This is a genomic window from Streptomyces canus (assembly GCF_001514145.1).
GTDB lineage: Bacteria > Actinomycetota > Actinomycetes > Streptomycetales > Streptomycetaceae > Streptomyces > Streptomyces canus.
The window spans coordinates 1-24,332 of record NZ_KQ948662.1 but is presented as its reverse complement, the minus strand read 5'-3'; the positions used below and the strand labels follow the sequence as shown (position 1 = coordinate 24,332).

At 70.5% G+C, this 24,332-nt stretch carries 26 protein-coding genes; 16 read left to right on the top strand and 10 right to left on the bottom strand.

The genetic code is table 11. The features are described 5' to 3' along the window. Positions 1 to 33: 33 nt before the first annotated feature. The 7 genes from AQJ46_RS22670 (at position 34) to AQJ46_RS22640 (ending at position 7,847) form a co-directional block, all read left to right on the top strand. Entirely contained in the window at positions 34 to 228 is a 195-nt protein-coding gene (locus AQJ46_RS22670; RefSeq protein WP_057609722.1) for a hypothetical protein, read from the top strand. A 143-nt stretch (positions 229 to 371) separates the two neighbouring features. Next, positions 372 to 1,412: an NUDIX hydrolase gene (locus tag AQJ46_RS22665; protein ID WP_059207350.1), complete on the top strand. Its 1,041-nt coding sequence runs from the start codon at positions 372 to 374 to the stop codon at positions 1,410 to 1,412. A gap of 370 nt (positions 1,413 to 1,782) precedes the next feature. Further along, on the top strand, positions 1,783 to 2,811 hold the full coding sequence (locus tag AQJ46_RS22660) for an ABC transporter permease (protein WP_059207349.1): 1,029 nt from the start codon (positions 1,783 to 1,785) through the stop codon (positions 2,809 to 2,811). Positions 2,812 to 2,891: 80 nt separating this feature from the next. Further along, the gene (locus AQJ46_RS22655; protein ID WP_059207348.1) at positions 2,892 to 4,559 is read left to right on the top strand and encodes an ABC transporter substrate-binding protein; all 1,668 of its coding nucleotides are present in this window, start codon (positions 2,892 to 2,894) and stop codon (positions 4,557 to 4,559) included. Positions 4,560 to 4,631: 72 nt separating this feature from the next. Next, positions 4,632 to 5,624 (top strand): ABC transporter permease, encoded by a 993-nt coding sequence (locus AQJ46_RS22650; RefSeq protein WP_059207347.1) that lies wholly within the window; start codon positions 4,632 to 4,634, stop codon positions 5,622 to 5,624. A gap of 28 nt (positions 5,625 to 5,652) precedes the next feature. After that, positions 5,653 to 6,729, top strand: a complete 1,077-nt coding sequence (locus tag AQJ46_RS22645; protein WP_059207346.1) for an ABC transporter ATP-binding protein — start codon at positions 5,653 to 5,655, stop codon at positions 6,727 to 6,729. After that, a complete protein-coding gene (locus AQJ46_RS22640) occupies positions 6,726 to 7,847 on the top strand; it encodes an ABC transporter ATP-binding protein (protein WP_059207345.1) in 1,122 nt (373 codons plus the stop codon). The genes AQJ46_RS22645 and AQJ46_RS22640 overlap by 4 nt, the downstream gene beginning before the upstream one ends. Here the strand turns inward: AQJ46_RS22640 and AQJ46_RS22635 are convergent. The 3 genes from AQJ46_RS22635 to AQJ46_RS22625 form a co-directional block, all read right to left on the bottom strand. Next, a complete protein-coding gene (locus AQJ46_RS22635) occupies positions 7,748 to 8,854 on the bottom strand; it encodes a hypothetical protein (RefSeq protein ID WP_059207344.1) in 1,107 nt (368 codons plus the stop codon). The genes AQJ46_RS22640 and AQJ46_RS22635 overlap by 100 nt on opposite strands. Further along, on the bottom strand, positions 8,794 to 9,501 hold the full coding sequence (locus AQJ46_RS22630) for an MBL fold metallo-hydrolase (protein WP_059207343.1): 708 nt from the start codon (positions 9,499 to 9,501) through the stop codon (positions 8,794 to 8,796). The genes AQJ46_RS22635 and AQJ46_RS22630 overlap by 61 nt, the downstream gene beginning before the upstream one ends. 65 nt (positions 9,502 to 9,566) lie before the next feature. Beyond that, a complete protein-coding gene (locus AQJ46_RS22625; RefSeq protein WP_059207342.1) occupies positions 9,567 to 10,922 on the bottom strand; it encodes a dipeptidase in 1,356 nt (451 codons plus the stop codon). Positions 10,923 to 11,055: 133 nt separating this feature from the next. Between AQJ46_RS22625 and AQJ46_RS22620 the strand changes: the two genes are divergently transcribed. Beyond that, a complete protein-coding gene (locus tag AQJ46_RS22620) occupies positions 11,056 to 12,327 on the top strand; it encodes a geranylgeranyl reductase family protein (protein WP_059207681.1) in 1,272 nt (423 codons plus the stop codon). On the opposite strand, the gene AQJ46_RS22615 is transcribed toward AQJ46_RS22620, so the two are convergent. Beyond that, positions 12,317 to 12,766 (bottom strand): nitroreductase family deazaflavin-dependent oxidoreductase, encoded by a 450-nt coding sequence (locus AQJ46_RS22615; RefSeq protein WP_059207341.1) that lies wholly within the window; start codon positions 12,764 to 12,766, stop codon positions 12,317 to 12,319. The two genes, AQJ46_RS22620 and AQJ46_RS22615, sit on opposite strands and share 11 nt — an antisense overlap. Before the next feature lie 148 nt (positions 12,767 to 12,914). Between AQJ46_RS22615 and AQJ46_RS22610 the strand changes: the two genes are divergently transcribed. The 3 genes from AQJ46_RS22610 (at position 12,915) to AQJ46_RS22600 (ending at position 15,625) form a co-directional block, all read left to right on the top strand. Next, positions 12,915 to 13,601, top strand: a complete 687-nt coding sequence (locus AQJ46_RS22610; RefSeq protein ID WP_059207340.1) for a TetR/AcrR family transcriptional regulator — start codon at positions 12,915 to 12,917, stop codon at positions 13,599 to 13,601. Positions 13,602 to 13,727: 126 nt separating this feature from the next. Continuing rightward, on the top strand, positions 13,728 to 14,963 hold the full coding sequence (locus tag AQJ46_RS22605; RefSeq protein WP_107117320.1) for a sensor histidine kinase: 1,236 nt from the start codon (positions 13,728 to 13,730) through the stop codon (positions 14,961 to 14,963). After that, positions 14,960 to 15,625, top strand: coding sequence for a response regulator (locus AQJ46_RS22600; protein WP_057609711.1), 666 nt, complete (start codon positions 14,960 to 14,962; stop codon positions 15,623 to 15,625). The genes AQJ46_RS22605 and AQJ46_RS22600 overlap by 4 nt, the downstream gene beginning before the upstream one ends. Here the strand turns inward: AQJ46_RS22600 and AQJ46_RS22595 are convergent. Further along, on the bottom strand, positions 15,586 to 15,873 hold the full coding sequence (locus tag AQJ46_RS22595) for a DUF6332 family protein (RefSeq protein WP_059207338.1): 288 nt from the start codon (positions 15,871 to 15,873) through the stop codon (positions 15,586 to 15,588). The genes AQJ46_RS22600 and AQJ46_RS22595 overlap by 40 nt on opposite strands. Positions 15,874 to 15,946: 73 nt before the next feature. Next, positions 15,947 to 17,434 carry an MFS transporter gene (locus tag AQJ46_RS22590; RefSeq protein WP_059207337.1) on the bottom strand — a complete coding sequence of 496 codons (1,488 nt, stop codon included), beginning with the start codon at positions 17,432 to 17,434 and terminating at the stop codon, positions 15,947 to 15,949. An 86-nt stretch (positions 17,435 to 17,520) separates the two neighbouring features. Here AQJ46_RS22590 and AQJ46_RS22585 point away from each other — a divergent pair, with 86 nt between their 5' ends. Further along, entirely contained in the window at positions 17,521 to 17,901 is a 381-nt protein-coding gene (locus tag AQJ46_RS22585) for a MarR family winged helix-turn-helix transcriptional regulator (protein WP_057609708.1), read from the top strand. On the opposite strand, the gene AQJ46_RS22580 is transcribed toward AQJ46_RS22585, so the two are convergent. Both AQJ46_RS22580 and AQJ46_RS22575 read right to left on the bottom strand, forming a co-directional pair. After that, positions 17,898 to 18,632: a maleylpyruvate isomerase family mycothiol-dependent enzyme gene (locus tag AQJ46_RS22580; protein ID WP_059207680.1), complete on the bottom strand. Its 735-nt coding sequence runs from the start codon at positions 18,630 to 18,632 to the stop codon at positions 17,898 to 17,900. The two genes, AQJ46_RS22585 and AQJ46_RS22580, sit on opposite strands and share 4 nt — an antisense overlap. A gap of 77 nt (positions 18,633 to 18,709) precedes the next feature. After that, entirely contained in the window at positions 18,710 to 19,654 is a 945-nt protein-coding gene (locus AQJ46_RS22575) for a LysR family transcriptional regulator (protein WP_059207336.1), read from the bottom strand. Positions 19,655 to 19,704: 50 nt separating this feature from the next. Between AQJ46_RS22575 and AQJ46_RS22570 the strand changes: the two genes are divergently transcribed. Next, entirely contained in the window at positions 19,705 to 20,400 is a 696-nt protein-coding gene (locus AQJ46_RS22570) for a type 1 glutamine amidotransferase domain-containing protein (RefSeq protein WP_059207679.1), read from the top strand. Positions 20,401 to 20,410: 10 nt separating this feature from the next. Here the strand turns inward: AQJ46_RS22570 and AQJ46_RS22565 are convergent, their stop codons facing one another. After that, positions 20,411 to 21,049 carry a TetR/AcrR family transcriptional regulator gene (locus AQJ46_RS22565; protein WP_079072395.1) on the bottom strand — a complete coding sequence of 213 codons (639 nt, stop codon included), beginning with the start codon at positions 21,047 to 21,049 and terminating at the stop codon, positions 20,411 to 20,413. A 157-nt stretch (positions 21,050 to 21,206) separates the two neighbouring features. Here AQJ46_RS22565 and AQJ46_RS22560 point away from each other — a divergent pair, with 157 nt between their 5' ends. Further along, entirely contained in the window at positions 21,207 to 21,542 is a 336-nt protein-coding gene (locus AQJ46_RS22560) for a hypothetical protein (protein ID WP_059207677.1), read from the top strand. A 27-nt stretch (positions 21,543 to 21,569) separates the two neighbouring features. On the opposite strand, the gene AQJ46_RS22555 is transcribed toward AQJ46_RS22560, so the two are convergent. Further along, positions 21,570 to 22,748, bottom strand: coding sequence for an MFS transporter (locus AQJ46_RS22555; protein WP_059207335.1), 1,179 nt, complete (start codon positions 22,746 to 22,748; stop codon positions 21,570 to 21,572). Between the two features lie 149 nt (positions 22,749 to 22,897). On the opposite strand from AQJ46_RS22555, the gene AQJ46_RS22550 reads away from it, so the two are divergent. Continuing rightward, entirely contained in the window at positions 22,898 to 23,818 is a 921-nt protein-coding gene (locus AQJ46_RS22550; RefSeq protein WP_282690846.1) for a helix-turn-helix domain-containing protein, read from the top strand. A gap of 130 nt (positions 23,819 to 23,948) precedes the next feature. Then, positions 23,949 to 24,221, top strand: coding sequence for a hypothetical protein (locus AQJ46_RS22545; protein ID WP_059207334.1), 273 nt, complete (start codon positions 23,949 to 23,951; stop codon positions 24,219 to 24,221). Positions 24,222 to 24,332: the final 111 nt, after the last annotated feature.

Below are 24,332 nucleotides of genomic sequence, written 5' to 3'. Positions count from 1 at the left end.
TGACCCATTCGGTCCGACGACGTTGATCAGGCCATGAAGAAGCGCAGCATGCTCGCCATCGCCTCCCTCGCCACCGGCTTCGTCGTCGCGGCGGTCACTCCCTCGCACGCCCTGGGTGAGGACCTCGACCACGTCGATGTCGACAAGACCGTCAGCACCCTCGACCACACCGTCGCCAGCGACAGTCTGGACGGTGTGGACGGGTCCGCCCTCGGGGGGAACGGCTGACGAGACCTGCGCGGACCGCGGCGCCGGGGCCCTTCGTCCACAGGGGCCCCGGTGCCGCGTTCGTGCGCCCTCATCTGCGGCTGGTTTCCGTGGCAGGGTGGAGCGGGCAAGCCTCAGGGGGCCAAACAGAAGAGGGGGAGTCCGTGATCGTCTGGATCAACGGCGCGTTCGGTGCGGGGAAGACCACCGCCGCACGGGAACTGATCGAACTGATCCCGAACAGCACGCTCTTCGACCCCGAGGACATCGGCGCGGCGGTCGTGCGTCTGCTGCCGCCCAAGCACCTCACCGAGGTCGGCGACTTCCAGGACCTGCCGATCTGGCGACGTCTGGTGATCGACACGGCGGCCGCGATGCTCGCCGAGCTCGGCGGGACCCTCGTGGTCCCCATGACCCTGCTGCGCCAGGAGTACCGCGACGAGATCTTCGGTGGCCTCGCCGCCCGCCGGATCGCCGTCCGGCATGTTCTCCTCGCTCCGGCGGAAACGATCCTGCGCGAGCGAATAGCCGGGCGGGGGACCCCGCCGACCCTGCCGCCCGGCGAGATGGGGCAGGGGCACTGGGCGTACGGCCACATCGAGCCCTACCGGGCCGCCCTCGCCTCCTGGCTCACCGCCGACGCTCACCTGATCGACACCGGCGCGCTTACCCCGTACGAGACGGCCGCCCGCATCGCCGAGGACCTCGGCGCGGGGACCGTCCCGGTGTGCGACATCGTGCAGACCCCCGAGCCCACCGCCGAGACCGTGGCCGCCGGGGTCCTCCTCTTCGACGAGCAGGACCGGGTGCTGCTCGTCGATCCCACCTACAAAGCCGGCTGGGAGTTCCCCGGCGGTGTCGTGGAGCCCGGCGAGGCGCCTGCCCGGGCCGGCGTGCGCGAGGTCGCCGAGGAGACCGGCATTCAGCTGGAGGACGTACCGCGTCTCCTCGTCGTCGACTGGGAGCCGCCCGCGCCTCCCGGATACGGCGGACTGCGCCTCCTCTTCGACGGCGGCCGGCTCGACGCCGACCGGGCTCGGGCGGTGCTGCTGCCCGGTCCCGAACTGCGCGGCTGGTGTTTCGCCAGCGAGGAAGAGGCCGCCGGCCTGTTGCCGCCGGTGCGCTACGAGCGGTTGCGGTGGGCGCTGCGGGCCAGGGAACGCGGGGCCGCGCTGTACCTGGAAGCCGGGGTTCCGATCGGCTGACGTCCGGGGAGGCCCCGTCGGCATGCGGTGCCGACGGGGCTTCGCCACGTTCGAGGCATGTTCGACTCAGGCAAGCGGAGGGCGAGAACCCGCCAAGGGAATCGTCGCGATACCTCCATGCCAGAGCTAACGAAACGTCCCGCCCTCGTCAACTCTTGGCAACGAGCGCAAACAATCCCCTTTTCGGTCAATTCCTGCCTTGACCGGCCTCTCGGCGTGTTGCGACAGTCCGCTCAGTCTCACGGCGCCGACAACGGCCGGCGACCGACGCCTTCCCTCAGGGAACCAACAGCCCCATGACGAGACCCTGTCCGCCGGCGACGGCGAAAACTCCGCGCCAGCCCCAGCACATACCCGGGACGTCCGCACGATGACGACGCAACAGCAGCCGATGCCCGCCGACACCGGCACCACGCAGGCCGGTGAACCGTCGCCGCACCCGCGGAGCGACGGCACGGTCATCACCGGGCGTTCGCCCGCCCGTATGGCCTGGCGGCGCATCAGACGGGACAAGGTCACCCTGATCGCGTTCGTGATCACCGTCCTGTTCATCCTGGTCGCGCTGCTGGCTCCGGTCCTGACGGCGATCACCGGCTGGGGGCCGATCACCCCCGACGGCAAGGCGATCGACCCGGACACCGGCAACTTCCCGCGCGGCGCCCTGGGCGGCATAGGCCTCACCCACCTGCTGGGGGTCGAACCGGGCACGGGCTACGACCTGTTCGCCCGGATCGTCTACGGCCTGCGCACCTCGCTCCTCGTCGGCTTCGCCTCGGCCGTGCTGTCCACCGTCGTCGGTGTCGTGGCGGGCCTCGCGGCGGGATACTCCGGCGGCTGGGTCGACTCCGTGCTGTCGCGGATCATGGACGTGATGCTGGCCTTCCCGCAGCTGCTGTTCATCATCGCGCTGACCCCGGTCATCCAGAACGCGATGCAGACCAACAGCCACGGCGGCACCGACGAGAACCTCCGGCTGCTGGTCCTCGTCCTCAACATCGCGGTGTTCGCCTGGGCCTACACCGCCCGGCTGGTGCGCGGGCAGGTCCTGTCGCTGCGCGAACGGGAGTTCGTCGACGCCGCGCGAATCATGAGCGCCGGCCGGTGGCACATCCTCTTCCGGCAACTGCTGCCGAACCTGTGGGCCCCGGTCCTGATCTCCTTCGCGCTGGCCGTCCCGCAGAACATCACCACCGAGGCGGCCCTGTCCTACCTCGGCGTGGGTGTCATCCCGCCCAACCCGGACTGGGGGGCGCTGCTGTCGGACGCCTCCCAGTACTTCCTCCAGGACCCGATGTACCTGTTCGTCCCCGGCGTCCTGCTCCTGGTCCTCGTCCTCGGGCTCAACCTCCTCGGAGACGGAGTCCGGGACGCCCTCGATCCCCGCGCGGCCCGAAGCTGACGCGGTCCCCTTCAACACCGGCACGCACGGCCCCACTCGGGTCGCACCGCCGAGCCGTAAAAGAAACGGAGTATCACCCAATGACGCGCAGAAGGCGCTCGATCGCGCTCGCGGCCACCGCCGTGGCGATCGCCCTGGGGGCCACCGCATGCGGGGGCTCCTCCAGCACCACCGGGAGCGGCTCCCCGACCAAGGGCGGCACGCTGACCGTCCTCGACCACGCCGACTTCGACCACCTCGACCCCCAGCGCACCTACACGACCGAGGGTTCGAGCATGGACCAGGAGATCGTGCGCACCCTGACCGGATGGGACGAGACGGGCTCCCAGCCCAAGCTCGTCGGCGATCTGGCCACCGACACCGGAACGCCCAGCGAGGGCGACACGGTGTGGACCTTCCACCTGCGCAAGGGCGTCGTGTGGCAGGACGGCACGCCGGTCACGGCGCAGGACGTCAAGTACGGCGTCGAGCGGACCTTCTCGCCCGACATCAACGGCGGTCCGCCGTACGCCAGTCAGTGGCTGGTCGGCGGCTCCTCCTACAAGGGGCCCTACTCGGGCAAGGAGCTCGCCTCCATCCAGACGCCCGACGCGTCCACGATCGTGTTCCATCTCGGCCAGCCCGTCGCCGACTTCAACGAGACGACCGCCATGCCCGGCTGGTCCGGGGTGCCCAAGGCCCATGACACGGGGGCCACGTACGACACACACGTCTGGTCCGACGGGCCGTACATGATCAAGTCGTACACCAAGAACAAGGAAGTCGTCCTCGTCAAGAACACGCACTGGAAGCAGTCGACCGACCCGATCCGGCAGCAGAACGTCAATGAGATCGACGTGAAACTCGGCCAGGACCAGTCGGCGATCGACCAGCAGATCAAGTCCGACGCCGGCACCGCCCAGACCTCGATCATGCAGTGGCCGATCGCGGGCTCCGACCTGACGACGATCTCCAGCGACCCGTCACTGAAGTCACGCCTCTACAAGATCCCGGCCCCGGGCATCAACTACCTCGCGATCAACACCACCCGGGTCAAGGACCTGAAGGTCCGTCAGGCCATCGAGGACGCGATCGACAAGACCACCGTCCGCGGCGCGTTCGGCGGTTCGGCGTACGGCGACTACGCGAGCACCATGATCAGCCCCGGTATCGGCGGCTACCAGAAGTTCAACCTCTACAGCACCAACCCCGCGGGCGACCTCACCAAGGCCAAGGCGCTGATGAAGCAGGCCGGGAACCCCAAGCTCACCATGTCGCTGGCGGTGGAGAACACACCGACCCTGGAGCACTTCGGTGACGCGGTGAAGACCTCGCTCGGGAAGATCGGCATCACCGTGAACATCACCCCGATCGACGCGGCGAACTACTTCAGCAACATCGACAACGTGAAGAACCAGTACGACCTGACCTGGGGCGACTGGATCGCGGACTGGCCGAACGCCTCCACCGTGCTGCCCGTGCTCTTCGACGGACGGCAGATCGCCAAGCTGCCGCAGTCCAACCAGGACCTGGCGTACCTGAACGACCCCGCGGTCAACGCGCAGATCGACAAGATCGCCAAGATGACCGACGTCAAGCAGGCCAACGCCGCCTACGGCGCCCTGGACGAGCAGATCATGAAGGACGCCGCGGTGGTCCCGCTGATGTACATGAACTTCAGCGAACTGGCGGGCTCCAAGGTCGGCGGGGTCATCCCGGACACCATCCTCGCCGAGCCCAGCCTCGTCCACGTGTACGTCAAGAGCTGACGCACCCCTCCTCGGCCCGCCGGCGGTCCCCGGCCGGCGGGCACCCCCTCTCACGTCAGGGTCCAGCACGACATGGTTCGTTACCTCATCCGGCGCCTGCTGGCAGCGGCCGCGATCCTGCTGGTGATCACCGTGATCACCTTCGTGATCTTCTTCGCGCTGCCGTCCGATCCCGCACTCCTGGCCTGCGGCAAGACCTGCTCGCCCTCCCGGCTGACCGAGATCAAGCATTCGCTCGGGCTCGACAAGAGCTTCCTCACCCAGTTCTGGGAGTTCTTCAAGGGCCTCTTCGTCGGCCGTGACTACGGAGACCAGAGCCTGCGCGTGCACTGCGGCGCGCCCTGCCTCGGCATCTCCTTCCAGACCGACACCCCCGTCCTCAGCACCCTGCTGGGCGACTTCCCCGCGGACCTCTCGCTCGGGCTCGGCGCCGCGGTGTTCTTCCTTATCCTGGGCGTCGGCCTCGGCACGCTCGCCGCCGTCCGCCGGGGCAAGGCCGCCGACAAGGCGGCGGTGGGACTCGCCCTGCTCGGTGTCTCCGTGCAGATCTACTTCGTCGGGCTGCTGCTGCTCTACCTGTTCGTCGACAAGTGGCAGATCCTGCCCGCCTCCGGCTACACCCCGATCACCCAGGACCCGAGCGCCTGGTTCGAGGGTCTGATCCTGCCGTGGGCCACCCTGGTCATCGTCTACCTCGCGCTGTACACCCGGCTCACCCGCTCCTCCATGCTGGAGGTCTTCGCCGAGGACTACATGCGCACCGCCCGGGCCAAGGGCCTGTCCAGCGGCAAGGTCGTCCTCAAGCACGGCCTGCGGGCCGCCATCACCCCGATCCTCACCATCTTCGGCATGGACGTCGGCTCGCTGATCGGCGGCTCCGCGGTCATCACCGAGTCGGTGTTCGGCATCAACGGCATCGGCAAGCTCGCGGTCGACTCGGTGCAGAACTCCGACCTGCCCGTCATCCTCGGCACCACGCTCTTCGCGGCCACCTTCGTCGTGCTCGCCAACGTGGTCGTCGACGTGGTCTACGGCCTCGTCGACCCCCGTGTCCGCCTCGCCTGAGCCCCCTCACCGCAGCAAGGAAAACCCCGTGTCCCTCCAGACCTCACCGCAACCGGCGGACGTCGATCCCGCGGCCGCCCCTTTCCTCGACGTACGGGACCTGCGCGTGCACTTCCCGACCGAGGACGGGATCGTCAAGTCCGTCGACGGCGTCTCGTTCACCCTGGACAAGGGCAGCACCCTCGGCATCGTCGGCGAGTCCGGCTCGGGGAAGTCGGTCACCTCGCTGGCCCTGCTCGGGCTGCACAAGGGCACGCGCGCAGTCGTCTCCGGGGAGATCCGGCTGGACGGCAGGGACCTGGTCGCCCTTCCGGAGCACGACATGCGCGCGCTGCGCGGCCGGACCGTCTCCATGATCTTCCAGGACCCGCTGTCCGCCCTGCACCCCTACTTCACCGTCGGCGCCCAGATCGCCGAGGCCTACCGTGTCCACCACAGGGTCTCGAAGAAGGAGGCCCGGGAGCGTGCCGTGGAGATGCTGAAACGGGTCGGCATCCCGCAGCCCGAACGCCGCATCCGGGACTATCCCCATCAGTTCTCCGGCGGCATGCGTCAGCGCGCCATGATAGCCATGGCCCTGGTCTGCGACCCCGAACTGCTCATCGCGGACGAGCCCACGACGGCCCTGGACGTGACCGTCCAGGCACAGATCCTGGACCTGATCCGCGATCTCCAGGAGGAGTTCGGCTCCGCCGTCATCCTCATCACCCACGACCTCGGTGTGGTGGCCGACATCGCGGACGACATCCTCGTGATGTACGGCGGCCGCCGTATCGAGTACGGCACCGTGCACGACGTACTCAAGGAACCCCAGCACCCCTACGCCTGGGGGCTGTTGGAGTCCATGCCGCAGATCACCGGGGACGTCGAACGGCGGCTGAACCCGATCGCCGGGTCACCGCCCAGCCTCATCAATCCTCCCGGAGGCTGCGCCTTCCATCCCCGCTGCACCTACAAGGGCTGGGTGCCGGAGGGGCGTTGTGCGACAGAGCGGCCCGAACTGGTGGCCGTCCCCGGCACCGGCCGGCACCTCGCCGCCTGCCACCTCACCCCCGAGACCAGGCAAGAGATCCGCCTGCGTACGGCTGCCGGGACCGCGCAGTGACCGCGGCGGACGAACAGGAGCATGCCGTGAGCACCACTCAGCCCGCAGCCGGGGAGCACCTGCTCGAAGTCAGCGGCCTCACCAAGCACTTCCCGATCCGCCACGGCATCGTCTTCCAGCGGCAGATCGGCGCCGTGCACGCCGTCGACGGGATCGACTTCACGGTCGGTGCGGGCCAGTCGCTCGGGCTGGTCGGCGAGTCCGGCTGCGGCAAGTCGACGACGGGGCGCCTGGTCACCCGGTTGCTGGAACCCACGGCCGGGAAGGTCGTGTTCGACGGCGAGGACATCTCCCACACCCCGGAGAACCGTATGAAGGAGGCTCGCCGGAACCTCCAGATGATCTTCCAGGACCCGTACTCCTCACTGAACCCCCGGCACACGGTCGGCACGATCGTCGAGACGCCGATGCGGCTCAACGGCATCAACCCGCCGCAGGGCCACAAGAAGCGCGCCCAGGAACTGCTGGAGACGGTCGGCCTCAGCCCCGAGCACTACAACCGCTACCCGAGCGAGTTCTCCGGCGGCCAGCGCCAGCGCATCGGGATCGCCCGCGCGCTCGCCCTGCGGCCCAAGCTCATCGTGGCCGACGAACCGGTGTCGGCGCTGGACGTCTCCATCCAGGCGCAGATCGTCAACCTGCTCCAGGACCTCCAGCGGGAGTTCGGCATCGCGTTCGTCTTCATCGCCCATGACCTCGCTGTCGTACGGCACTTCTGCGAACGGGTCGCGGTGATGTACCTCGGCAAGATCGTCGAGGTCGCCGACCGGCAGACGCTGTACACGCGGCCGAGGCACCCCTACACCCATGCCCTGCTGTCCGCGGTGCCCGAGGCCGATCCGGACGGCGTCCGCCGCCGCGAGCGCATCCGGCTCGCCGGGGACGTGCCCTCGCCGGTGGACCCGCCGTCCGGCTGCCGCTTCCGTACCCGCTGCTGGAAGGCCCAGGACAGGTGCGCCACCGAGGAGCCGCCGCTGGTGCGGCTGGCGGGGAACGCGGAGGGTCACCTGACGGCCTGTCACTTCCCGGAGGAGCCGAGCGTCGAGGCCCGCGCGGAGGACATCGTGCTCGATCCGGCCCTGACCGCACTGGAGGACAGCGCCTCGACGTCGTCGTGAGGGTACGGGGTGAGCCTGCTCTCCTGTTCCATGCGCCGGTTGAAGTCGCCGACCACGACGGCCAGCCGGGCGTGCCGAGAGGTGAGTGCGGCCGCTGCCGCGGGGATCTGCTCGGGGTGCCTGCCGTCGGCGCATGCGCGGATGAACTCCTCGCGCTCGTCCCGGCCGAGGCCGTACTGGTCGACGACCAGCCAGTGCACCAGATAGGAGAGGGCGTAGGCGCGGTCGTAGGCCTGGTGGCGGTCGTAGAAGTCGCGTTCCTGTGCGGCGAGTCGGAAGTGGCTCGACAGTGACAGTCCGTAGTCGGTCAGGTAGAGCCGGTGTCCGTCGGTGAGGATGTTGCCGAAGTGGGCGTCGAAGTGGATGAGTTGCCGCTGTTCACGGAGGAAGTCGGTGACGGCTTCGAGGCCCTGCTCCACGAGGGCGCAGGCCGACTCGGCGTTCTCCGTGCGCAGTTGGGCGGAGAACCAGTCGTGCAGGGTGTGCGGCAGGTACTCCAGGAACAGGGTCAGGCTCGCGGACGCCGTGCGCAGGGCCTCGACGCGCTCGCGGCCACCGCCCCAGTAGGCCACGCACCGCTCCACGTCGGCGAGTTCGGCGTGGAGCGGCTGCGGGGGGCCGGGCAGCACCCGCCAGTGGTGCAGCAGCGGGAAGCCCGGAAAGCTGCCCGAGCGCACCCAGTGGGTCGTCATCTCGTGCACGGCCAGCTCACGCCAGGCACCGAAGCCGGGGCTGCCGATCGCGCCGATGCCGTAGTGGAAGTGAGGCGGCAGATCGAAGAGGTTCGCGGTGGAGCGGACGTGGTCCGGCTCGAGCTCGGTGGCGGTGAGCGGCACCTGCTTCACGAAGATCCGTACGCCGTCCACCTCCAGCAGGGTCGCCCGTCCTCCGACGCCGGTGCCTGCCGGTGTGCCGGATGCCACCAGGTCGGCGAGTGCGTCGTCGCTCAGGAGGGCGAGGGAGGTGGCGGTGTCGGAGTGGGTGCCGAGACGGGTGGGGGAGACCATGGCCCCATGATCGGTCCCCCGTGGCCGAAGCACGCCAGGTCCGGCCCGAGTTCCGCCAACTTCTCGAAGGAGCGCAGGGCTTGGGACCGGTCGACGTTGAACACGCCGAGCATCACGTTCCCGTCGACAGGCGAGGTGGCCACGGCGTCCCCGGTGAACAGCACTCCGTGCTCGGGGAGATGGAGCGCGACACTGCCGGGCGTGTGACCCGGGACATGGACGACCCGCGCCCCACCGCCGAAGTCGAGCAGATCACCGTCGGACAGCTCCGTGAGCTTCGACGGCCTCTCGAACTCGCCCTGCGGCAGGTGCCGTAGTGCTTCCGCGTGCAGGGGGCGCTCCCAGTCCTCGAACACCGGTGGCGGGCCCGGTACTTCGCCTCGTACGACGGGCGCGTCCAGCTGGTGTGCCAGCACCTCGGCGCCGGTCAGAGCGGCCAACTCGCCCGCCCCGCCCACATGGTCCTCGTGGAAGTGGGTGAGCACGATCCGTCGTAGGCGCCCTCGCAGGCAGGCGGCGATCGGCGCGGCGGATCCTGCCGGGCCGGCGTCGATCAGTGTCCACTCGTCGCCGTCGCGCCAGAGATAGGCCTGGCCGACCGGGAAGCGCAGGAGGTGCAGGTGCGGGAGCAGCTCGATGACGTCCATGGGACGACCGTAGAAAGGCCCCCGTCCGCGGACGGGGGCCTTCTGCCGACAGCAGACCCGGCGGTTCAGCTCGCCGCGTAGTTACGCAGGAACAGGGCCTCAGCCACCGACAGGCGCTCCAGCTCCTGCGGGGAGACGCTCTCGTTCACGGCATGGATCTGGGCCTCGGGCTCGCTCAGGCCGATGAGCAGGATCTCGGCGTGCGGGTAGAGCGCCGCGAGGGTGTTGCACAGGGGGATGGAGCCGCCCTGGCCGGCGTACTGCATCTCCTGGCCCGGGTAGGCCACCGCCATCGCGTCGGCCATCGCCGCGTACGCCGGACTGGTGGTGTCCGCGCTGAACGGCTGGCCCTGGCCGATCCGCTCGGTGCTCACCCGCGCGCCCCACGGAGTGTGCGTCTCCAGGTGGGCACGGAGAAGCTTGGTCGCCTCGTCGGTGTCGATGCCCGGCGGCACCCGCAGGCTGACCAGCGCACGGGCGCTCGCCTGCACGGACGGGGTGGCACCGACGACCGGCGGACAGTCGATGCCGAGGACCGTCACGGCCGGGCGGGCCCAGATGCGGTCGGCGACCGTGCCGTCACCGATCAGGTCGACGCCGTCCAGGACCTTGGCGTCCTTGCGGAACTGCTCCTCGTCGTACTGCAGGCCGTCCCAGGACGCGTCCGGGGTGAGCCCGTCGATCGTCGTCGTCCCGTCCTTCGCGCGCAGCGAGTCCAGTACGCGGATCAGCGCGGACAGCGCGTCGGGGGCGGCGCCGCCGAACTGGCCCGAGTGCAGGTTGCCCTCCAGGGTGTCGACCTGGACGCGGAGCATGGTCATGCCGCGCAGGGTGGCGGTGACCGTCGGCAGACCGGTGCGGAAGTTGCCCGCGTCGCCGATGACGATGGCGTTCGCGTCCAGCAGCCCGGGGTGTGCCTCGGCGTACCGCTCCAGGCCGCCCGTGCCCTGCTCCTCCGAGCCCTCGGCGATGAACTTGACGTGGACCGGCACCCCGCCGTTGGCCTTGAGGGCGCGCAGCGCGAGCAGGTGCATGATCACACCGCCCTTGCAGTCGGCGGCCCCGCGCCCGTACCAGCGGCCGTCGCGCTCGGTGAGTTCGAACGGCGGGGTCGTCCAGCCGGCCTCGTCCAGCGGCGGCTGCACGTCGTAGTGGGCGTACAGCAGGACGGTCTTCGCGCCCGCGGGACCGGGCAGGTAGCCGTACACCGACTGGGTGCCGTCCGGGGTGTCGAGCAGCGCCACGTCCTCGAAGCCCTCGGCGGTGAGCGCGTCCGCGACCCAGCGGGCGGCGGCCTCGCTCTCGCTCTTCGGGAACTGGTCGAAGTCCGCCACCGACTTGAACGCCACCAGTTCGGTGAGCTCCGCCCGCGCCCTGGGCATCAGCGAGGCGACGGTCTCGGCGACCGGATTCGACGACATGGGCACGCTCCTGGTGGGTGCGACGTTGTACCTGTGAGTGCCGTAGATCCTCCCACAGTGGTCTGTGGACGGGCCCGCCGTAGGATGCGGGAGACAGGTGCGGCAACGGCTTGATCGGGAGCAGCAGACCATCGTGAGCAGCGAGAACTCTTCGGCGGACGACTCTTCGGCGGACGACGTGCAGGACGACGGACAGCGGGTGTGGGACGTCGTCGTGGTGGGCGCGGGACCCGCGGGGTCCTCGGCCGCCTACGCGGCGGCGGTGGCCGGACGGCGTGTGCTGTTGCTGGAGAAGGCCGAGCTGCCGCGGTACAAGACGTGCGGCGGCGGCATCATCGGCCCCTCACGGGACTCGCTGCCGCCCGGTTTCGAGCTGCCGTTCCGGGACCGGGTGCACGCGGTCACCTTCTCGAACAACGGCCGCTTCACCCGCACCCGGCGCTCCAAGCAGATGCTGTTCGGGCTGATCAACCGGCCCGAGTTCGACCAGCAGCTCGTCGAGCACGCGCAGAAGGCCGGCGCCGAGCTGCGCACGGGCGTCACCGTCCAGCGCGTCGAGCAGCACGGCTCGTCGGTGCCCGACCGGCGCACGGTCGCCGTGGTCCTCCAGGGCGGCGAGACGCTGCTCGCGCGGGCGGTCGTCGGGGCCGACGGCAGCGCCAGCCGGATAGGAGCGCATGTCGGGGTGAAGCTCGACCAGGTGGACCTGGGCCTGGAGGCGGAGATCCCGGTGCCGGAGACCGTCGCCGAGGACTGGAAGGGGCGGGTGCTCATCGACTGGGGCCCGATGCCCGGCAGTTACGGCTGGGTCTTCCCCAAGGGGGACACCCTGACGGTCGGGGTGATCTCGGCGCGTGGTGAAGGCGCGGCCACCAAGCGGTACTTGGAGGACTTCATCGGGCGGCTCGGTCTCGCCGGGTTCGAACCCAGCATCTCCTCCGGCCACCTGACCCGCTGCCGTGCCGAGGACTCGCCGCTCTCGCGCGGGCGGGTGCTGGTGTGCGGTGACGCGGCGGGGCTGCTCGAGCCGTGGACCCGCGAGGGCATTTCCTTCGCGCTGCGCTCCGGGCGGCTCGCGGGGGAGTGGGCCGTGCGGATCGCGGAGGCCCACGACGCGGTGGACGCCCGGCGCCAGGCGCTGAACTACGCGTTCGCCGTCAAGGCGGGGCTCGGCGTGGAGATGAGCGTCGGCAAGCGGCTGCTGACCGCCTTCGAGCGCCGTCCCGGCCTGTTCCACGCGGCACTGACGGGCTTCCGGCCCGCGTGGAACGCGTTCAGGGAGATCACTCAGGGTTCGACCTCGCTGGGCGAGCTCGTCCGGGGCCGGCCGATGGCCCAGCGGGCGCTGGCCGCGCTGGACCCGCGTCCCGCCGAGCGTGGGGCGGGCGGCGACGTCACTTCGTGAGCGTGATGTGGAAGACGGGGTGGTCGGGGGCGATGCGGAGCAGGTCGGCGTCGGCGGAGTCGGGACCGACGCCGTTGAAGAAGACGCCGACCTCGGCCTTCCAGCGCTTGAGGTAGGCGCGCAGGAGCGGCACCTTCTCGTCGTCGGCGACCTCGGTGGCGGTGAAGGTGTCCACCTTCTTGCCCAAGTGCAGCTCGCCGCCGCCGGCCGCACGCATGTTGTGGGTCCACTGGACGTGGCCGCGCGGGGCGACCAAGTACTGTTCGCCGTCCACGGTCAGCAGATTCACCGGGGTGGTGCGCCACTCGCCGCTCTTGCGGCCACGGACGGCCAGGACGCGTGAGCCCCAGACGCTGAGCCCGCGGCGGGTCAGCCAGGCAACGGTGCGGTTGAGGATGTTGACCGTGAACCAGCCGGGCTTCTGGACGTGCGTGGACATGTAACCCCCAAAATGCGGGAGAGCGTTGCTCTCTTTTGTGAGCGCTGCTCTCTCTCGGTGTTCAGTCTGGCACGAGGAGGGGCGTCGGAGCAAGAGCGGTGCTCTCGTTTGTGTGCACCGCTCTCATTTTCATGGGACACTGAAGCCCATGAGCACTGCACAAGGCGCCCGCGCCCGAGCCCGGATCGAGGTCACCGCCACCATCAAGGACGAGGCGCGCAGACAGCTCGCCGCGGAAGGCGCCGCCAAGCTCTCGCTGCGGGCCGTGGCCCGTGAGCTCGGCATGGTCTCCTCCGCCCTGTACCGCTACTTCGCCAGCCGCGACGACCTCCTGACCGCCCTCATCATCGACGCCTACGACTCGCTGGGCGAGAGTGCGGAACACGCGCACGCAGCCCTCGCGCAGGCGAGGCCGATGGAACGCTGGGTGACGGTGTGCGAGGCGGCACGCGGGTGGGCGCTCGCACACCCCCACGAGTACGCGCTGATCTACGGATCCCCGATCCCCGGCTACACCGCACCGCAGGCGACGGTCCCGGCCGCCTCCCGCGTGGGTCTCCTTCTCATCGGCATCACCCGCGATGCGCACCGCGGCCCTGGTCTGACCGGGCCCGCACTCGCCGACGAACTGCGCCCCGAGGCCGAACGCATCGCCGCCGACCTCGCCCCCGACCTCCCGCCCGAGACCGCCACCGCACTCGTCGCCGCCTGGGCCCAGCTGTTCGGCCTGATCGGGTTCGAGCTGTTCGGCCAGTTCAATCGGGTGGTGGAGGACCGCGAACGGTTCTTCCGGCATGCGGTGACGCAACTTGCGCGGGGCGTGGGGCTGGATTGACGGGTGGGCGCCGCGTCCGCCGCGCCGCCCTCGCGTCGAAAAGGCCGTCGTACTTCGCGGGGAGTACGCGTGATCACCGCGCTCGGGGGACGTCCTGGCCGGGTCGGGACGTCTAGCGTGGCTGTCATGGAAGGTGAGCAGGGCGTACGCGGGGACGAGCCGCCGCGGTGGCGGTGGCACGGGGCGGCGTGGTGGCGGCGTTCCGGCGAGGGGCAGGGGGCCCGGTGGCCGTGGCCGTCCACCCTGCTGCTCACGTTCTTCGTGCTCGCGGGGTCGAACTACGCGGCCCGGCAGCAGGCCGGCGACCGGGCCGACCTCGACGCGTTCGCACGGGTGCTGCTGGTGATCGGCGCCGGGCTGCTGCTGTGGCGGCACCGGCGGCCGGTGCTCGTCGTCTTCGGTACGGCGGCTTCCGCGATGCTCTACCTGGGGGCCGGGTATCCGTACGGGCCCGTGTTCCTCGCCGTCGCCCTCGCCTGCTTCAACGCCATCGTGACCGGGCACCGCAAGGCCGCCTGGACCGCGCTCGGGATGCTCTGGGCCGGGCATGTCCTGGTGGCCCACTGGCTCTACCAGTGGCTGCCGCCCTCCGGGGACCCGGCCGCCCCGTGGGGGCAGGAGGGGGTGATCGCCGCCTGGGTCGTCGCGATCGTCGCCGTCTCGGAGCTGGCCCGGACCCGGCGCGAACAGTGGGCCCGGGACCGCGCCGAACGCGCCCGGGCCGCACGGCGCCGCGCCGACGAGGAGCGGCTGCGGATCGCCCGTGAGCTGCACGACGTGCTCGCGCACAGCATCTCCGTCATCAACGTCCAGGCCGGCGTCGGCCTCGCTCTTCTCGACACCGACCCCGAACAGGCCCGCACCGCGCTCACCACCATCAAAGCCGCCAGCAAGGAGGCGCTCGGTGAGGTGCGCCAGGTGCTCGACACGCTGCGCACGCCGGGTGACGCGCCGCGCGCCCCCGCGCCGGGGCTCGACCGGCTGCCCGAGCTGGTGTCCCAGGCGGCGGGCGCGGGCCTCACGGTCGAGCTGGAGGGATCGGCGCCGGGTCTGCCTCCCGGCGCGGACCTCGCCGCCTTCCGTATCGTCCAGGAGGCGCTCACCAATGTCGTACGGCACTCGGGATCGCGGCACGCGCGCGTGCGGCTCGATCACGACGGTGGTGCGCTACGGCTGCGTATCGACGACGACGGACCCTCGACCGGCACCGACGCGGGCGGCAGCGGCAACGGTCTGGCCGGAATGCGGGAGCGGGCCGCCGCACTCGGTGGCACGATCGAGGCGGGTCCGCGTCCCGACGGAGGGTTCCGGGTGCTCGCCGTACTGCCGCTCAGGGTGAAGGCCAAGGAGGACGACCGGTGATCCGCGTACTGCTCGCCGACGACCAGTCACTTGTGCGGGCCGGTTTCCGGGCCCTGCTCGACGCACAGCCGGACATCGAGGTGGCCGGTGAAGCCTCCGACGGTGAGGAGGCGCTGGCCAAGGTGCGTGAACTGCGGCCGGACATCGTCCTGATGGACATCCGGATGCCGCTGCTCGACGGCCTCGCCGCGACCCGGCGCCTCACGGCGGACGACGCGTTGAAGGACGTGAAGGTGGTCATGCTCACCACCTTCGAACTCGACGAGTACGTCTTCGAGGCGATCCGTTCCGGTGCCTCCGGTTTCCTGGTCAAGGACACCGAACCGGAGGAACTCCTGCGCGCCGTCCGGGCGGTGGTCGACGGCGACGCGCTTCTCTCGCCGGGCGTGACCCGACGTCTCATCGCCGAGTTCGCGGCCCGCTCCAAGGAACCCGCGGCCGAGGGGGCTCTCGCCGAACTCACCGAGCGGGAACGGGAGGTGATGGCCCTGGTCGGCATCGGCCTGTCCAACGAGGAGATCGCCCGCCGCCTGGTCGTCAGCCCCCTCACCGCCAAGACCCACGTCAGCCGCACGATGGTCAAGCTCGGCGCCCGCGACCGGGCTCAACTGGTGGTGCTGGCCTACGAGTCGGGGTTGGTGCGGCCGGGCTGGCTGGGCTGAGCGCTCTGCTGCCGGAAGCGTACGAGCACGCTGATCACCCGGGCGACGAAGACCACGGGCGCGATCGTGAGCCCGATGCGCAGCAGCAACCTCTCGACGCTTCCCGGCAGTTCGAACAGCAGCGCCGGTCCGGCCACCGCCCCGAAGAGCACGGCCGCCGCGAACAGCGCACTGCACAGGGCGTATCCGATCTCGACGGTGATGGCGTCCTGCTCGGCCTTGCTCCGGCGTCCCCCGTAGGTCTCCACCCTTGAAGTCTCACAGCCGTGTGCCCGGCGGAGCAAGCAGCTCGGCCGGGCACACGGTGTCGGAGGCGTCCCCCTAGTCGCGTACGGTGACGCGCTCCGCCTCCTGCACAGTGGACTTGGCGACCACGACGGACCGCTGCGGGCGGCGCGGGGTGCGCAGTCCCGTGAGGGTGATCAGCAGCCCGGCCGCGGCGATGGCCGTGACCACGACGAGGCCGGGGCGGTAGCTGTCGAGGACGGCCTGCGGGGTGGCGTTCTCAGGGGCTCCCGCCGTCACCACGGCGGTCACGACGGCCAGGAAGATCGCACCGCCGACCTGGACCGAGGTGTTGAGCAGTCCGGAGACCATGCCCTGCTCGTGGTCGTCGACGCCGTTGGTGGCCTGGATGTTGAGCGACGGGAAGACCAGTGCGCAGGCGGCGCCGATGAGCAGCATCGACGGCAGGATCGCGGCGGCGTAACCGGGGTTCAGATCGACCCCCAGGAACAGCGCGTATCCGACGACCATCAGGGCGAAGCCCGCCGGGATCAACCGCTGGGTGCCGAACCGGTCGACGATCGAGCCGACCTTCGTCGAGGACACCGCCACCAGTGCGCCCGCGGGCAGGAAGGCGAGCGCGGTGTGCAGCGCCGACCAGCCGAGCAGTGACTGCATGTACAGGGTCACCAAGAACTGGAAGCCCACGTACGAGCCGAAGAAGGCCATGGCACCCAGCTGGGCGCGGATCTGGGTGCCGGAGCGCAGCACGCCGAGCCGGACCAGCGGGCCCGGCGAGCGTCGCTCGACCAGGACGAACACCGTCAGCAGTACGGCCACGGCGAGGAACGACAGCAGCGTGCGGGCCGAGGCCCAGCCGGACTCCGGAGCCTGGACGACGGTGAAGACCAGCAGCAGCATCGAGGCGGTGCCGAGAACGGCGCCGGGGATGTCGTAGCCGTTGTGGTCCTTCTCGCGGGCGCTGCGCGGCAGCAGCTTGAGTCCGGCGACGAGCGCGATCAGGGCGATGGGTGCGGGCAGCAGCATGGTCAGCCGCCAACTGGCCTCGGTGAGCAGGCCGGACAGCACCAGGCCCATGGAGAAGCCGGTGGCGGCGCAGGTGGTGTAGATGGAGAGAGCGCGGTTGCGCAGCGGGCCCTCCGGGAACGTCGTGGTGATGATGGACAGGCCCGCGGGCGCGGTGAAGGCCGCGCTCAGGCCCTTGATGAACCGGCTGGCGATCAGCAGCGGGCCCGAGTCGACGAGGCCGCCGAGCAGGGAGGCGACCGCGAACACGCCGAGGGCCACCAGGAAGACCTGGCGCCGGCCCAGGAGGTCGGCGGCCCGGCCGCCCAGGAGCAGCAGACCGCCGTAGCCGAGGATGTAGCCGCTGACGATCCATTGCAGCGTCGAGGTGGAAAGGCCCAGGTCGGCGCCGATGGACGGCAGTGCGACGCCGACCATCGACACGTCCAGCGCGTCCAGGAACATCGCGGCGCACAGCACCAGCAGGGTGCCCCAGAGCCTGGGTGTCCAGCGGACCACTGAGGAAGGGTCCGCGGGGGTGGTGAGCGGAGAGGTCATGCCGAAGACACTACATGCGCATGCATCGAATGCAAGCGCATTTAATTCTGATGCAATAAACCTTCTTCTCTGCTACGGTGCCGCCCATGGCGGCGAAGAGGCCCGAGCAGGAGCTCGCGGAACAGTGGCGGGACATGCTGGCGCTGCACGCGCGCACGCAGTGCGAACTGGACCGTGCTCTTCATCAACACGGCCTGTGCGGCAGCGACTTCGAGGTACTGGACGTCCTGGCCGACGGCGGCTGCGACTACCGCGTGCAGGAGATCTCCGAGCGGGTCCATCTGAGCCAGAGCGCGCTGTCGCGGCTGATCGCCCGGCTGGAGAAGGACGGGCTCGTCGAGCGCGGGATGTGCGCGGAGGACCGGCGGGGCGTGCGGGTGTCCCTCACATCGAAGGGACGCGCGTTGCACGGCGACGCCCTGCCGGTGCAACGCGCGGTCCTGACAAGGATGTTGGAGCCGTCCTAGCCCACGGCGGACGTCTCCCGCCACAGGCCGGCGACCGACACGTCCCCGGTCACCCGCGGGAACGGCAGCCGGTTCCACAGCGCCAGATACAGCCGCGCGGCGGGCCCGGACACCTCGCAGTCGGCGTCCCCGGCCTCGCCGTACTCGGCCGCGGGCGGTTCCCGCGTCAGTCGTACGGTCCACACGGCGCCGTCCGTGTCACTCGCCCGCACCCGCAGCACCCGGGGCTCGTCGGTGCGGACCCTGCTCTTCGCGCGGGCGTGGAAGCCGCGCAGCAACTCGTCAATGCCGTCGGCCGCGAAGTCCCTGCCGAGCTCCTCGGGGGTGCCGCCGCGGGCCGCCTCCGCGTCGAAGCGGTGCACGGCTGTCTCGTGCGCCTGACGCCGGGCCCAGAACGCGAGCGGCGACGGGGCGGGCAGGAACTGGAAGCACTGCAGGCCGGGGTCGGCGGCCCCGAGGGCGCCGACCAGGAGGCGGTGCCCCTCGCGGAACCAGGCGAGCAACTCCCCACCGTCGAGATCGGGTCGGTCCGGGAAGGGGAGGCGGTCGGAGCGTCCCTCGGCCACGAACGCGGCCGCCCAGCGGTGCACTGTCCCCGTGTGCTTCAACAGGTCCCGCACCTGCCAGTCAGGGCAGGTCGGCACCTTGGCGTCCGGTCCCGCCTGCTCGGCGGCCGACGCGAGCAACAGGCCTTCCCGGTCCAGGATGCGGATGAACTCGGCAGTCTCCATGGAGTGAGTGTGCCCCAGGGCGATGTGCCGCTCGCGCGCCTTCAGTACTTCGTCGTCAAGGCATGACATCGACGGAGTCACCAGTCACGGGCGGCCTGAAGCAGGTGATCGCGGACCAGCGCCACGTGCGGGATGCCGGAGGTGCCGGGCCGCTGCACCAGGAAGCTCGTGTTGAGGGGCGGGTCGTCGGGGTCGTGGAGCAGGACCAGCGTCCCCGAGCGCAGTTCCTCGACGCACAGATAACGGGGGAGCACGGTGAATCCGGTGCCGCCGGCGACCGCGGCCTTGACCGCGTTCAGGTCCGGCATGGTGACCGCGGGCTGCCGGACCAGACGTCGGCCGAAGACGTGCCGCCAGTAGCGGCGCACGATGGGCAGATCGTCGGCGTAGGCGACGAGCGGGACGCCGTGCAGGGCGGCCGCGACGGACGCGGGTGTGCCCAGCCGCTGTGCCCAGGTGGGAGAGGTGACCAGCACGAACTCCTCGTCGTTGAGGGGCACGGCCGTAAGGGTCCGGCCGCGCGGCCGGAACGTGGCGATCACCAGGTCGTGGCGGCCCGCGCGCAGGTCGTCAAGGAGCGGTTCGGTCAGACCCGGCGTGATGCGCAGCCGTACCCCTTTGTCCACCAGGGGCGCGAGGCCGGGCAGGACGCACCGGGACAGCAGCTCGGCCGGACCGGCGAGATGCACCGGCTCGGCCGGGGCGTCCTCCGTGCCCCCGGCGGGCCCGGCCACCATGGCGAGCGAGTCCAGGGGCTGCACGATCCTGGCGGCGAGTTCGTCCGCGTAGGGCGCCGGGGTCACGCCCCGCGCCCGGCGCTCGAACAGCTCGCGGCCCAACTGCCGCTCCAGGGTGCGGATCTGGGTGGTTACCGTGGGCTGGGACAGGCCGAGCAGCCGGGCGGCGGCGGTGAAGGAGCCGGTGCGGTACACCGTCAGGAACGTCCGCAGGAGGTTCAGGTCCAGCGGGGCGCCGACGGTCTGCCCCGGCTCCTCGGAGCCATTGGTGTTCCTATCCCTCATATGCGTGAGCCTATTGGATTTCTATGGCGGGGCGGGACTACGGTCTCACCATGTCGAAGATTCTCTTTGTGATGACCGGTGCCGACCACTGGACCCTGGCCGACGGCACCCAGCACCCCACCGGCTACTGGGCCGAGGAGGCCGTGGCCCCCTACGAGGCGTTCAAGGCCGCCGGACACGAGATCGTGGTGGCCACCCCCGGCGGTGTCGTGCCGACCGTGGACAAGGGCAGCCTCGCGGCCGAGGTCAACGGCGGTCAGGAGAACGCCGACCGCATCGCCGGGGTGCTCGCCTCGGCCGCCGAACTCCAGCAGCCGCTACGGCTGGAGGACGTGAACCTCGACGACTACGCGGCGGTCTTCTACCCCGGCGGCCACGGGCCGATGGAGGACCTCGCTGTCGACGCGGACTCGGGCCGACTGCTCACCCTCGCTCTGGAGAGCGGCAAGCCCCTCGGTGTCGTCTGCCACGCCCCCGCCGCCCTGCTCGCGGCGACGAAGGCCGACGGCTCCAACGTGTTCGCCGGGCGCCGGGTGGCCGCCTTCACCAACGCCGAGGAGACCCAGGCGGGCCTCGCCGACAAGGCGAAGTGGCTGCTCCAGGATCGGCTCACCGAGGCCGGCGTCCAGGTCGACGTGGCCGAGCCCTGGGCTCCGCATGTGATCGTCGACGGCAACCTGGTGACCGGGCAGAACCCGTCGTCCTCCGCGCCCCTCGCCGTGGAACTGCTGAAGAAGCTGGGCTGATTCCGCGGGTTCAGACGCCGAGAGAGGGCAGTACGACGGCGTCGATGTAGTTCCCGACGAAGGCCGGGTCGGCCGCCTTGTCCTCCAGCAGCTGGTGGGCGATCACGCTGCCCAGCAGTGCGTAGGAGACGTAGGACAGTGCGGCGGTGTCAGCGGGGACCTCGCCGCGCTCGACGGCCTGTCCCAACAGCGCATCGAGACTGCTCAGTTCGGGAACGACGAGCAGTTCACGCAGTGCCGCGAGGAGATCGGGGTGGGCGTGGGCGGCCTGGAGGACGCCCCGCATCAGGGCGGTGTCCTGCTCCATCCGCAGCTCGTCCATCTGGGCCACCACCGCCGCGAAGTCCCCGCGCAGGGACCCGGTGTCGACGCCGGCGAGGGTGGCGGGCTTCTCGTGGCGCAGCGCCTCGGCCACCAGCTGCGGCTTTCCTGCCCACTGGCGATAGAGGGTCGCTTTGCTGCACCGGGTCCGGGTGGCTACGGCGTCCATGGTGAGGCTGTCGTAGCCGACCTCCCGCAGCAGATCGAGCACGGTCGTGTACAGCTCCGCCTCGCGCGTCGGCGTCAGACGGCTGCGCCGCCGGCGCGGGGTACAGCCCGGTTCCACCGCGCTCGCCGAGGTCGTACGTCCGCCGCCGTTGCCGTTCATGCGCGCCTCATCCAAACGAAACAGTTTCGTACACACCAGGCTAATCCCCGCGACCGTCAGATGCGAAACCGTTTCGGCGTGAAGGACAGGGGGCCGAGCCTCTGAGGCTCCTCAAGTCGCTTGGCGGGCACGGAACATGACCGTCACGATGAGCCGCATGTCGGGAATCGCGGGACTGAACAAGAAACACAACTTCGTGCTGCTCGTCAGGGACGCGGACGTCGTCGGAGCGGCCCTGCGCCAGGCGCTGGCCGAGGCCCCGCCCGAGGAACGCCCCGGGCTGGAACGCGCTATGGCACTTGTCGAGTCCACCGCCGCCGCCACCGAGGCCGGATTGCGCGCCCGCTGGGTCCGCTCCCGGTGGGCCGCCGTCGGCTTCACGGGTGACATCACCTCGGTCGCGGCGGTGCGGGCACTGCGCAAGGCGGAGCCGAAGCTGAGCCTGTTGGCGGCTGTTCAACTGCAGAAGGAGGCCGTGGACCATCCGGAGTGATCCGGCGGGCTACGGCCTGCGCGCGACTCAGCCCGCCGCGCGTCGGGTCAGCAGCGCGATGACCGCGGCGGTGGCGGCGAGCGCCGCGACGCTGGTGAGGGCGGCGGGCAGGGAGAACCAGTCGGCCATGAAGCCGATGGCGGGCGGGCCGAGGAGCATGCCGCCATAGCCGAGGGTCGAGGCGATGGCCACGCCGTCGGGCCCGGCCAGCCTGCCCGCGCGCTCGACGGCGACGGGGAAGAGATTGGCGAGACCGAGCCCGGTGATCATGAAGCCGAGCAGCGCCGCCCAGACGGAGGGGGCGAGGGCGCCGAGCAGCATGCCGAGCGCGGCCGTGGTGCCGCCGCCCACGAGCGTGCGGGTCTGGCCGAGTCGTTCGAGCAGCCTGGTACCGGTCAGCCTGCCGATGGTCATGGCGAGCGCGAAACACGAGTAGCCGACCGCGGCGACGCCGGGCGTGGCCTCCAGGTCGTGCTCCAGATGCAGGGCGCTCCAGTCGGCCAGCGCGCCCTCGCCGTAGGCCGTGCACAGGGCGATCAGACCGAAGGTGATGACGAGGCCGCGGGTGCGGGTGCCCTGGCGGCGGGGCGCGGACGTCTGCTGGAGCACCTCCTGCGAGGGCGTCGGGGCCGGGATGCGCAGCAGGGTCCGGCCTGCGACGGCGGTGACGAGCAGCCCGATCACGGTGAGGCCGAACAGGTGCCGTGTGGGGGACAGCGCTCCGGCGACCAGCCCGCCGAGCCCGGCACCGAGCATTCCGCCCAGGCTGAAGGCGGCGTGGAAGCTGGGCATGATGGGCCGCCGCAGAGCGCCCACGAGATCGACCGCGGCGCTGTTGAAGGCGACGTTGATGCTGCCGTACGCCGCGCCGAAGATCAGCAGTACGGTGCCGAGCGCCACCGCGGAGTGGGTGAGCGGCGGCAGCGCGACGCTGAGGGAGAGCAGCACGGCGCAGACGACGGTGACCCGGTGGGTGCCGTAACGGCGGCAGAGGCGGCCGGTGAGCATCATGGTGATCACGGCGCCGGCCGAGACGCCGAGGAGGGCGAGGCCGAGGGCGCTGGCGGAGGCGCCGGTCTGCTCCTTGATCGCGGGGATGCGGACGACCCACCCGGCGAAGACGAAGCCGTCGAGGGCGAAGAAGACGGTGAGGGCGATGCGGAGTCGGGTGAGGGAGTCGTCCGGCACGGTGATGCGCGTTCGCATTTTGTTTATTAGCGGCACAAAGTCAGCCTAGGCGTGTGCTCGATTGTCGGCAAGGGTGTTCGGGTGAGCGGGGGAGGGTAGGGGGGTGGGCGCGGCGGACGTGGGAAACACGCACGGCGATGTCCTCGAGGGCGAGAGGAGCGCTCCTGGTGGTGCCTGGTGCACGGGGTGTGATGACCGGGGCGGGTCCGGTCGAGGTCGCGCGGCTCGGTGGGCTGTGGCGGGTGACCCGGCCCTGGCATCCGGGGCTACGGCCGTACTTGCGCAGTTGTGTCGGCTACTGGGAAGCGGTGGCCACACCGTACGAGGCACGGTTGGTGCCGACGGGGCGCGCGACCCTGTTGATCAGTCTCGCGGAGCCGTTCTCGCAGGTGCGGCGGCTGGGCGTGCCGGACACCGGCGCCGGGAGCATCGGGTCGCTGGTGGTGGGGCTGGAGGACCGGCCCGCGATCTGTACGCATCCCGGCGGCCAGGAGGCGATCCGGGTGGAGTTCACGCCACTGGGTGCGTACCGGCTGTTCGGCCTGCCGATGAGCGAGTTGACGAATCTGGCCGTCGGGATACGGGACGTTCTGGGGCCCGAAGCCGGCGTGTTGGTGGAGCGGATGGCAGCCACGCCCGACTGGGCCGACAGATTCGACCTGCTGGACGCGGCACTGCTGGCCCGACTCGAGTACGGCCCGCAGCCTGCTCCCGAGGTGGCACGCGCCTGGCAAGTGCTCGTCGGCAGCGCGGGGGCGGTACCGATCGCCCGTATCGCCGCCGAAGTGGGCTGGAGCCAGGGATACTTGACCCGCCGGTTCACCCAGCAGATCGGACTCACCCCCAAGGCGTCCGCCCGGGTGCTGCGCTTCCGTCACGCCGTGGCGTTGCTCGGTCGTGGGGCCACGAGTCTGACCGAGATCTCCACGGCCTGCGGCTTCTACGATCAGGCGCACCTCAACCGCGAGTTCCGGGCCATCGCCGGCACCACGCCCGGACAGATGGTGGCCTCGCGACGCGTGGAGGGGGCGATGGCTCTCTCCACGAGTGCACATTTGTCCAAGACCGCGTCGGCTGCGGGCCTATAGCGTGCCCGCTTGTACAACCGACGGCCGGTCGGATGGCGCGGGGGACCGTCCGACCGGTCGGCCCACGCCGTCCGGACCGCAGAGGATGCCGGCCGGTGGTCAGGACACGTCCATCGACTCAGGAACCGGATTGACCGACAACGGCACGAGGCCGTACAGGAGTTCACCCGTCGCGCCCCATGGCATCTGCCCGGAGCAACGGACCCTGCTGGAGACGAGGGGCAGGCGCTCCATCGAGTTTGGTGCGGCCTGGTTCATCGGGGGGCTGCTCGTCGCCGTCGTCACCTTCGGGCAAGCCCGGGGCGACGGCGTCTATTTCGTGGTCTGGATGCCGATGTTCTACGGCGTCCACCGGATCGTCTCCGGTTTCCAGCTGGTCAGGAAGAGCCGAGAGCTCTCGTAGCTTCCTGGGTGTCCACGGCCGAGGACGTGGCCATGGACACCCACCCGGCAACCGTGGTCGGCTGCCGCGTTCGCGGACGTCAGGGCGATGATGTTGCGGTGGTGGGTGGGA

Bases quoted from the DNA above. Each gene is read 5' to 3' on its own strand.
- AQJ46_RS22610 (WP_059207340.1), top strand. From the start codon at position 12,915: ATGAGCACTGCACAAGGCGCCCGCGCCCGAGCCCGGATCGAGGTCACC.
- AQJ46_RS22660 (WP_059207349.1), top strand. From the start codon at position 1,783: ATGACGACGCAACAGCAGCCGATGCCCGCCGACACCGGCACCACGCAG.
- AQJ46_RS22670 (WP_057609722.1), top strand. From the start codon at position 34: ATGAAGAAGCGCAGCATGCTCGCCATCGCCTCCCTCGCCACCGGCTTC.
- AQJ46_RS22605 (WP_107117320.1), top strand. From the start codon at position 13,728: ATGGAAGGTGAGCAGGGCGTACGCGGGGACGAGCCGCCGCGGTGGCGG.
- AQJ46_RS22555 (WP_059207335.1), bottom strand. From the start codon at position 22,748: ATGCGAACGCGCATCACCGTGCCGGACGACTCCCTCACCCGACTCCGC.
- AQJ46_RS22630 (WP_059207343.1), bottom strand. From the start codon at position 9,501: ATGGACGTCATCGAGCTGCTCCCGCACCTGCACCTCCTGCGCTTCCCG.
- AQJ46_RS22560 (WP_059207677.1), top strand. From the start codon at position 21,207: ATGTCGGGAATCGCGGGACTGAACAAGAAACACAACTTCGTGCTGCTC.
- AQJ46_RS22615 (WP_059207341.1), bottom strand. From the start codon at position 12,766: ATGTCCACGCACGTCCAGAAGCCCGGCTGGTTCACGGTCAACATCCTC.
- AQJ46_RS22655 (WP_059207348.1), top strand. From the start codon at position 2,892: ATGACGCGCAGAAGGCGCTCGATCGCGCTCGCGGCCACCGCCGTGGCG.
- AQJ46_RS22585 (WP_057609708.1), top strand. From the start codon at position 17,521: ATGGCGGCGAAGAGGCCCGAGCAGGAGCTCGCGGAACAGTGGCGGGAC.
- AQJ46_RS22635 (WP_059207344.1), bottom strand. From the start codon at position 8,854: ATGGTCTCCCCCACCCGTCTCGGCACCCACTCCGACACCGCCACCTCC.
- AQJ46_RS22580 (WP_059207680.1), bottom strand. From the start codon at position 18,632: ATGGAGACTGCCGAGTTCATCCGCATCCTGGACCGGGAAGGCCTGTTG.
- AQJ46_RS22565 (WP_079072395.1), bottom strand. From the start codon at position 21,049: ATGAACGGCAACGGCGGCGGACGTACGACCTCGGCGAGCGCGGTGGAA.
- AQJ46_RS22570 (WP_059207679.1), top strand. From the start codon at position 19,705: ATGTCGAAGATTCTCTTTGTGATGACCGGTGCCGACCACTGGACCCTG.
- AQJ46_RS22590 (WP_059207337.1), bottom strand. From the start codon at position 17,434: ATGACCTCTCCGCTCACCACCCCCGCGGACCCTTCCTCAGTGGTCCGC.
- AQJ46_RS22575 (WP_059207336.1), bottom strand. From the start codon at position 19,654: ATGAGGGATAGGAACACCAATGGCTCCGAGGAGCCGGGGCAGACCGTC.
- AQJ46_RS22625 (WP_059207342.1), bottom strand. From the start codon at position 10,922: ATGTCGTCGAATCCGGTCGCCGAGACCGTCGCCTCGCTGATGCCCAGG.
- AQJ46_RS22650 (WP_059207347.1), top strand. From the start codon at position 4,632: ATGGTTCGTTACCTCATCCGGCGCCTGCTGGCAGCGGCCGCGATCCTG.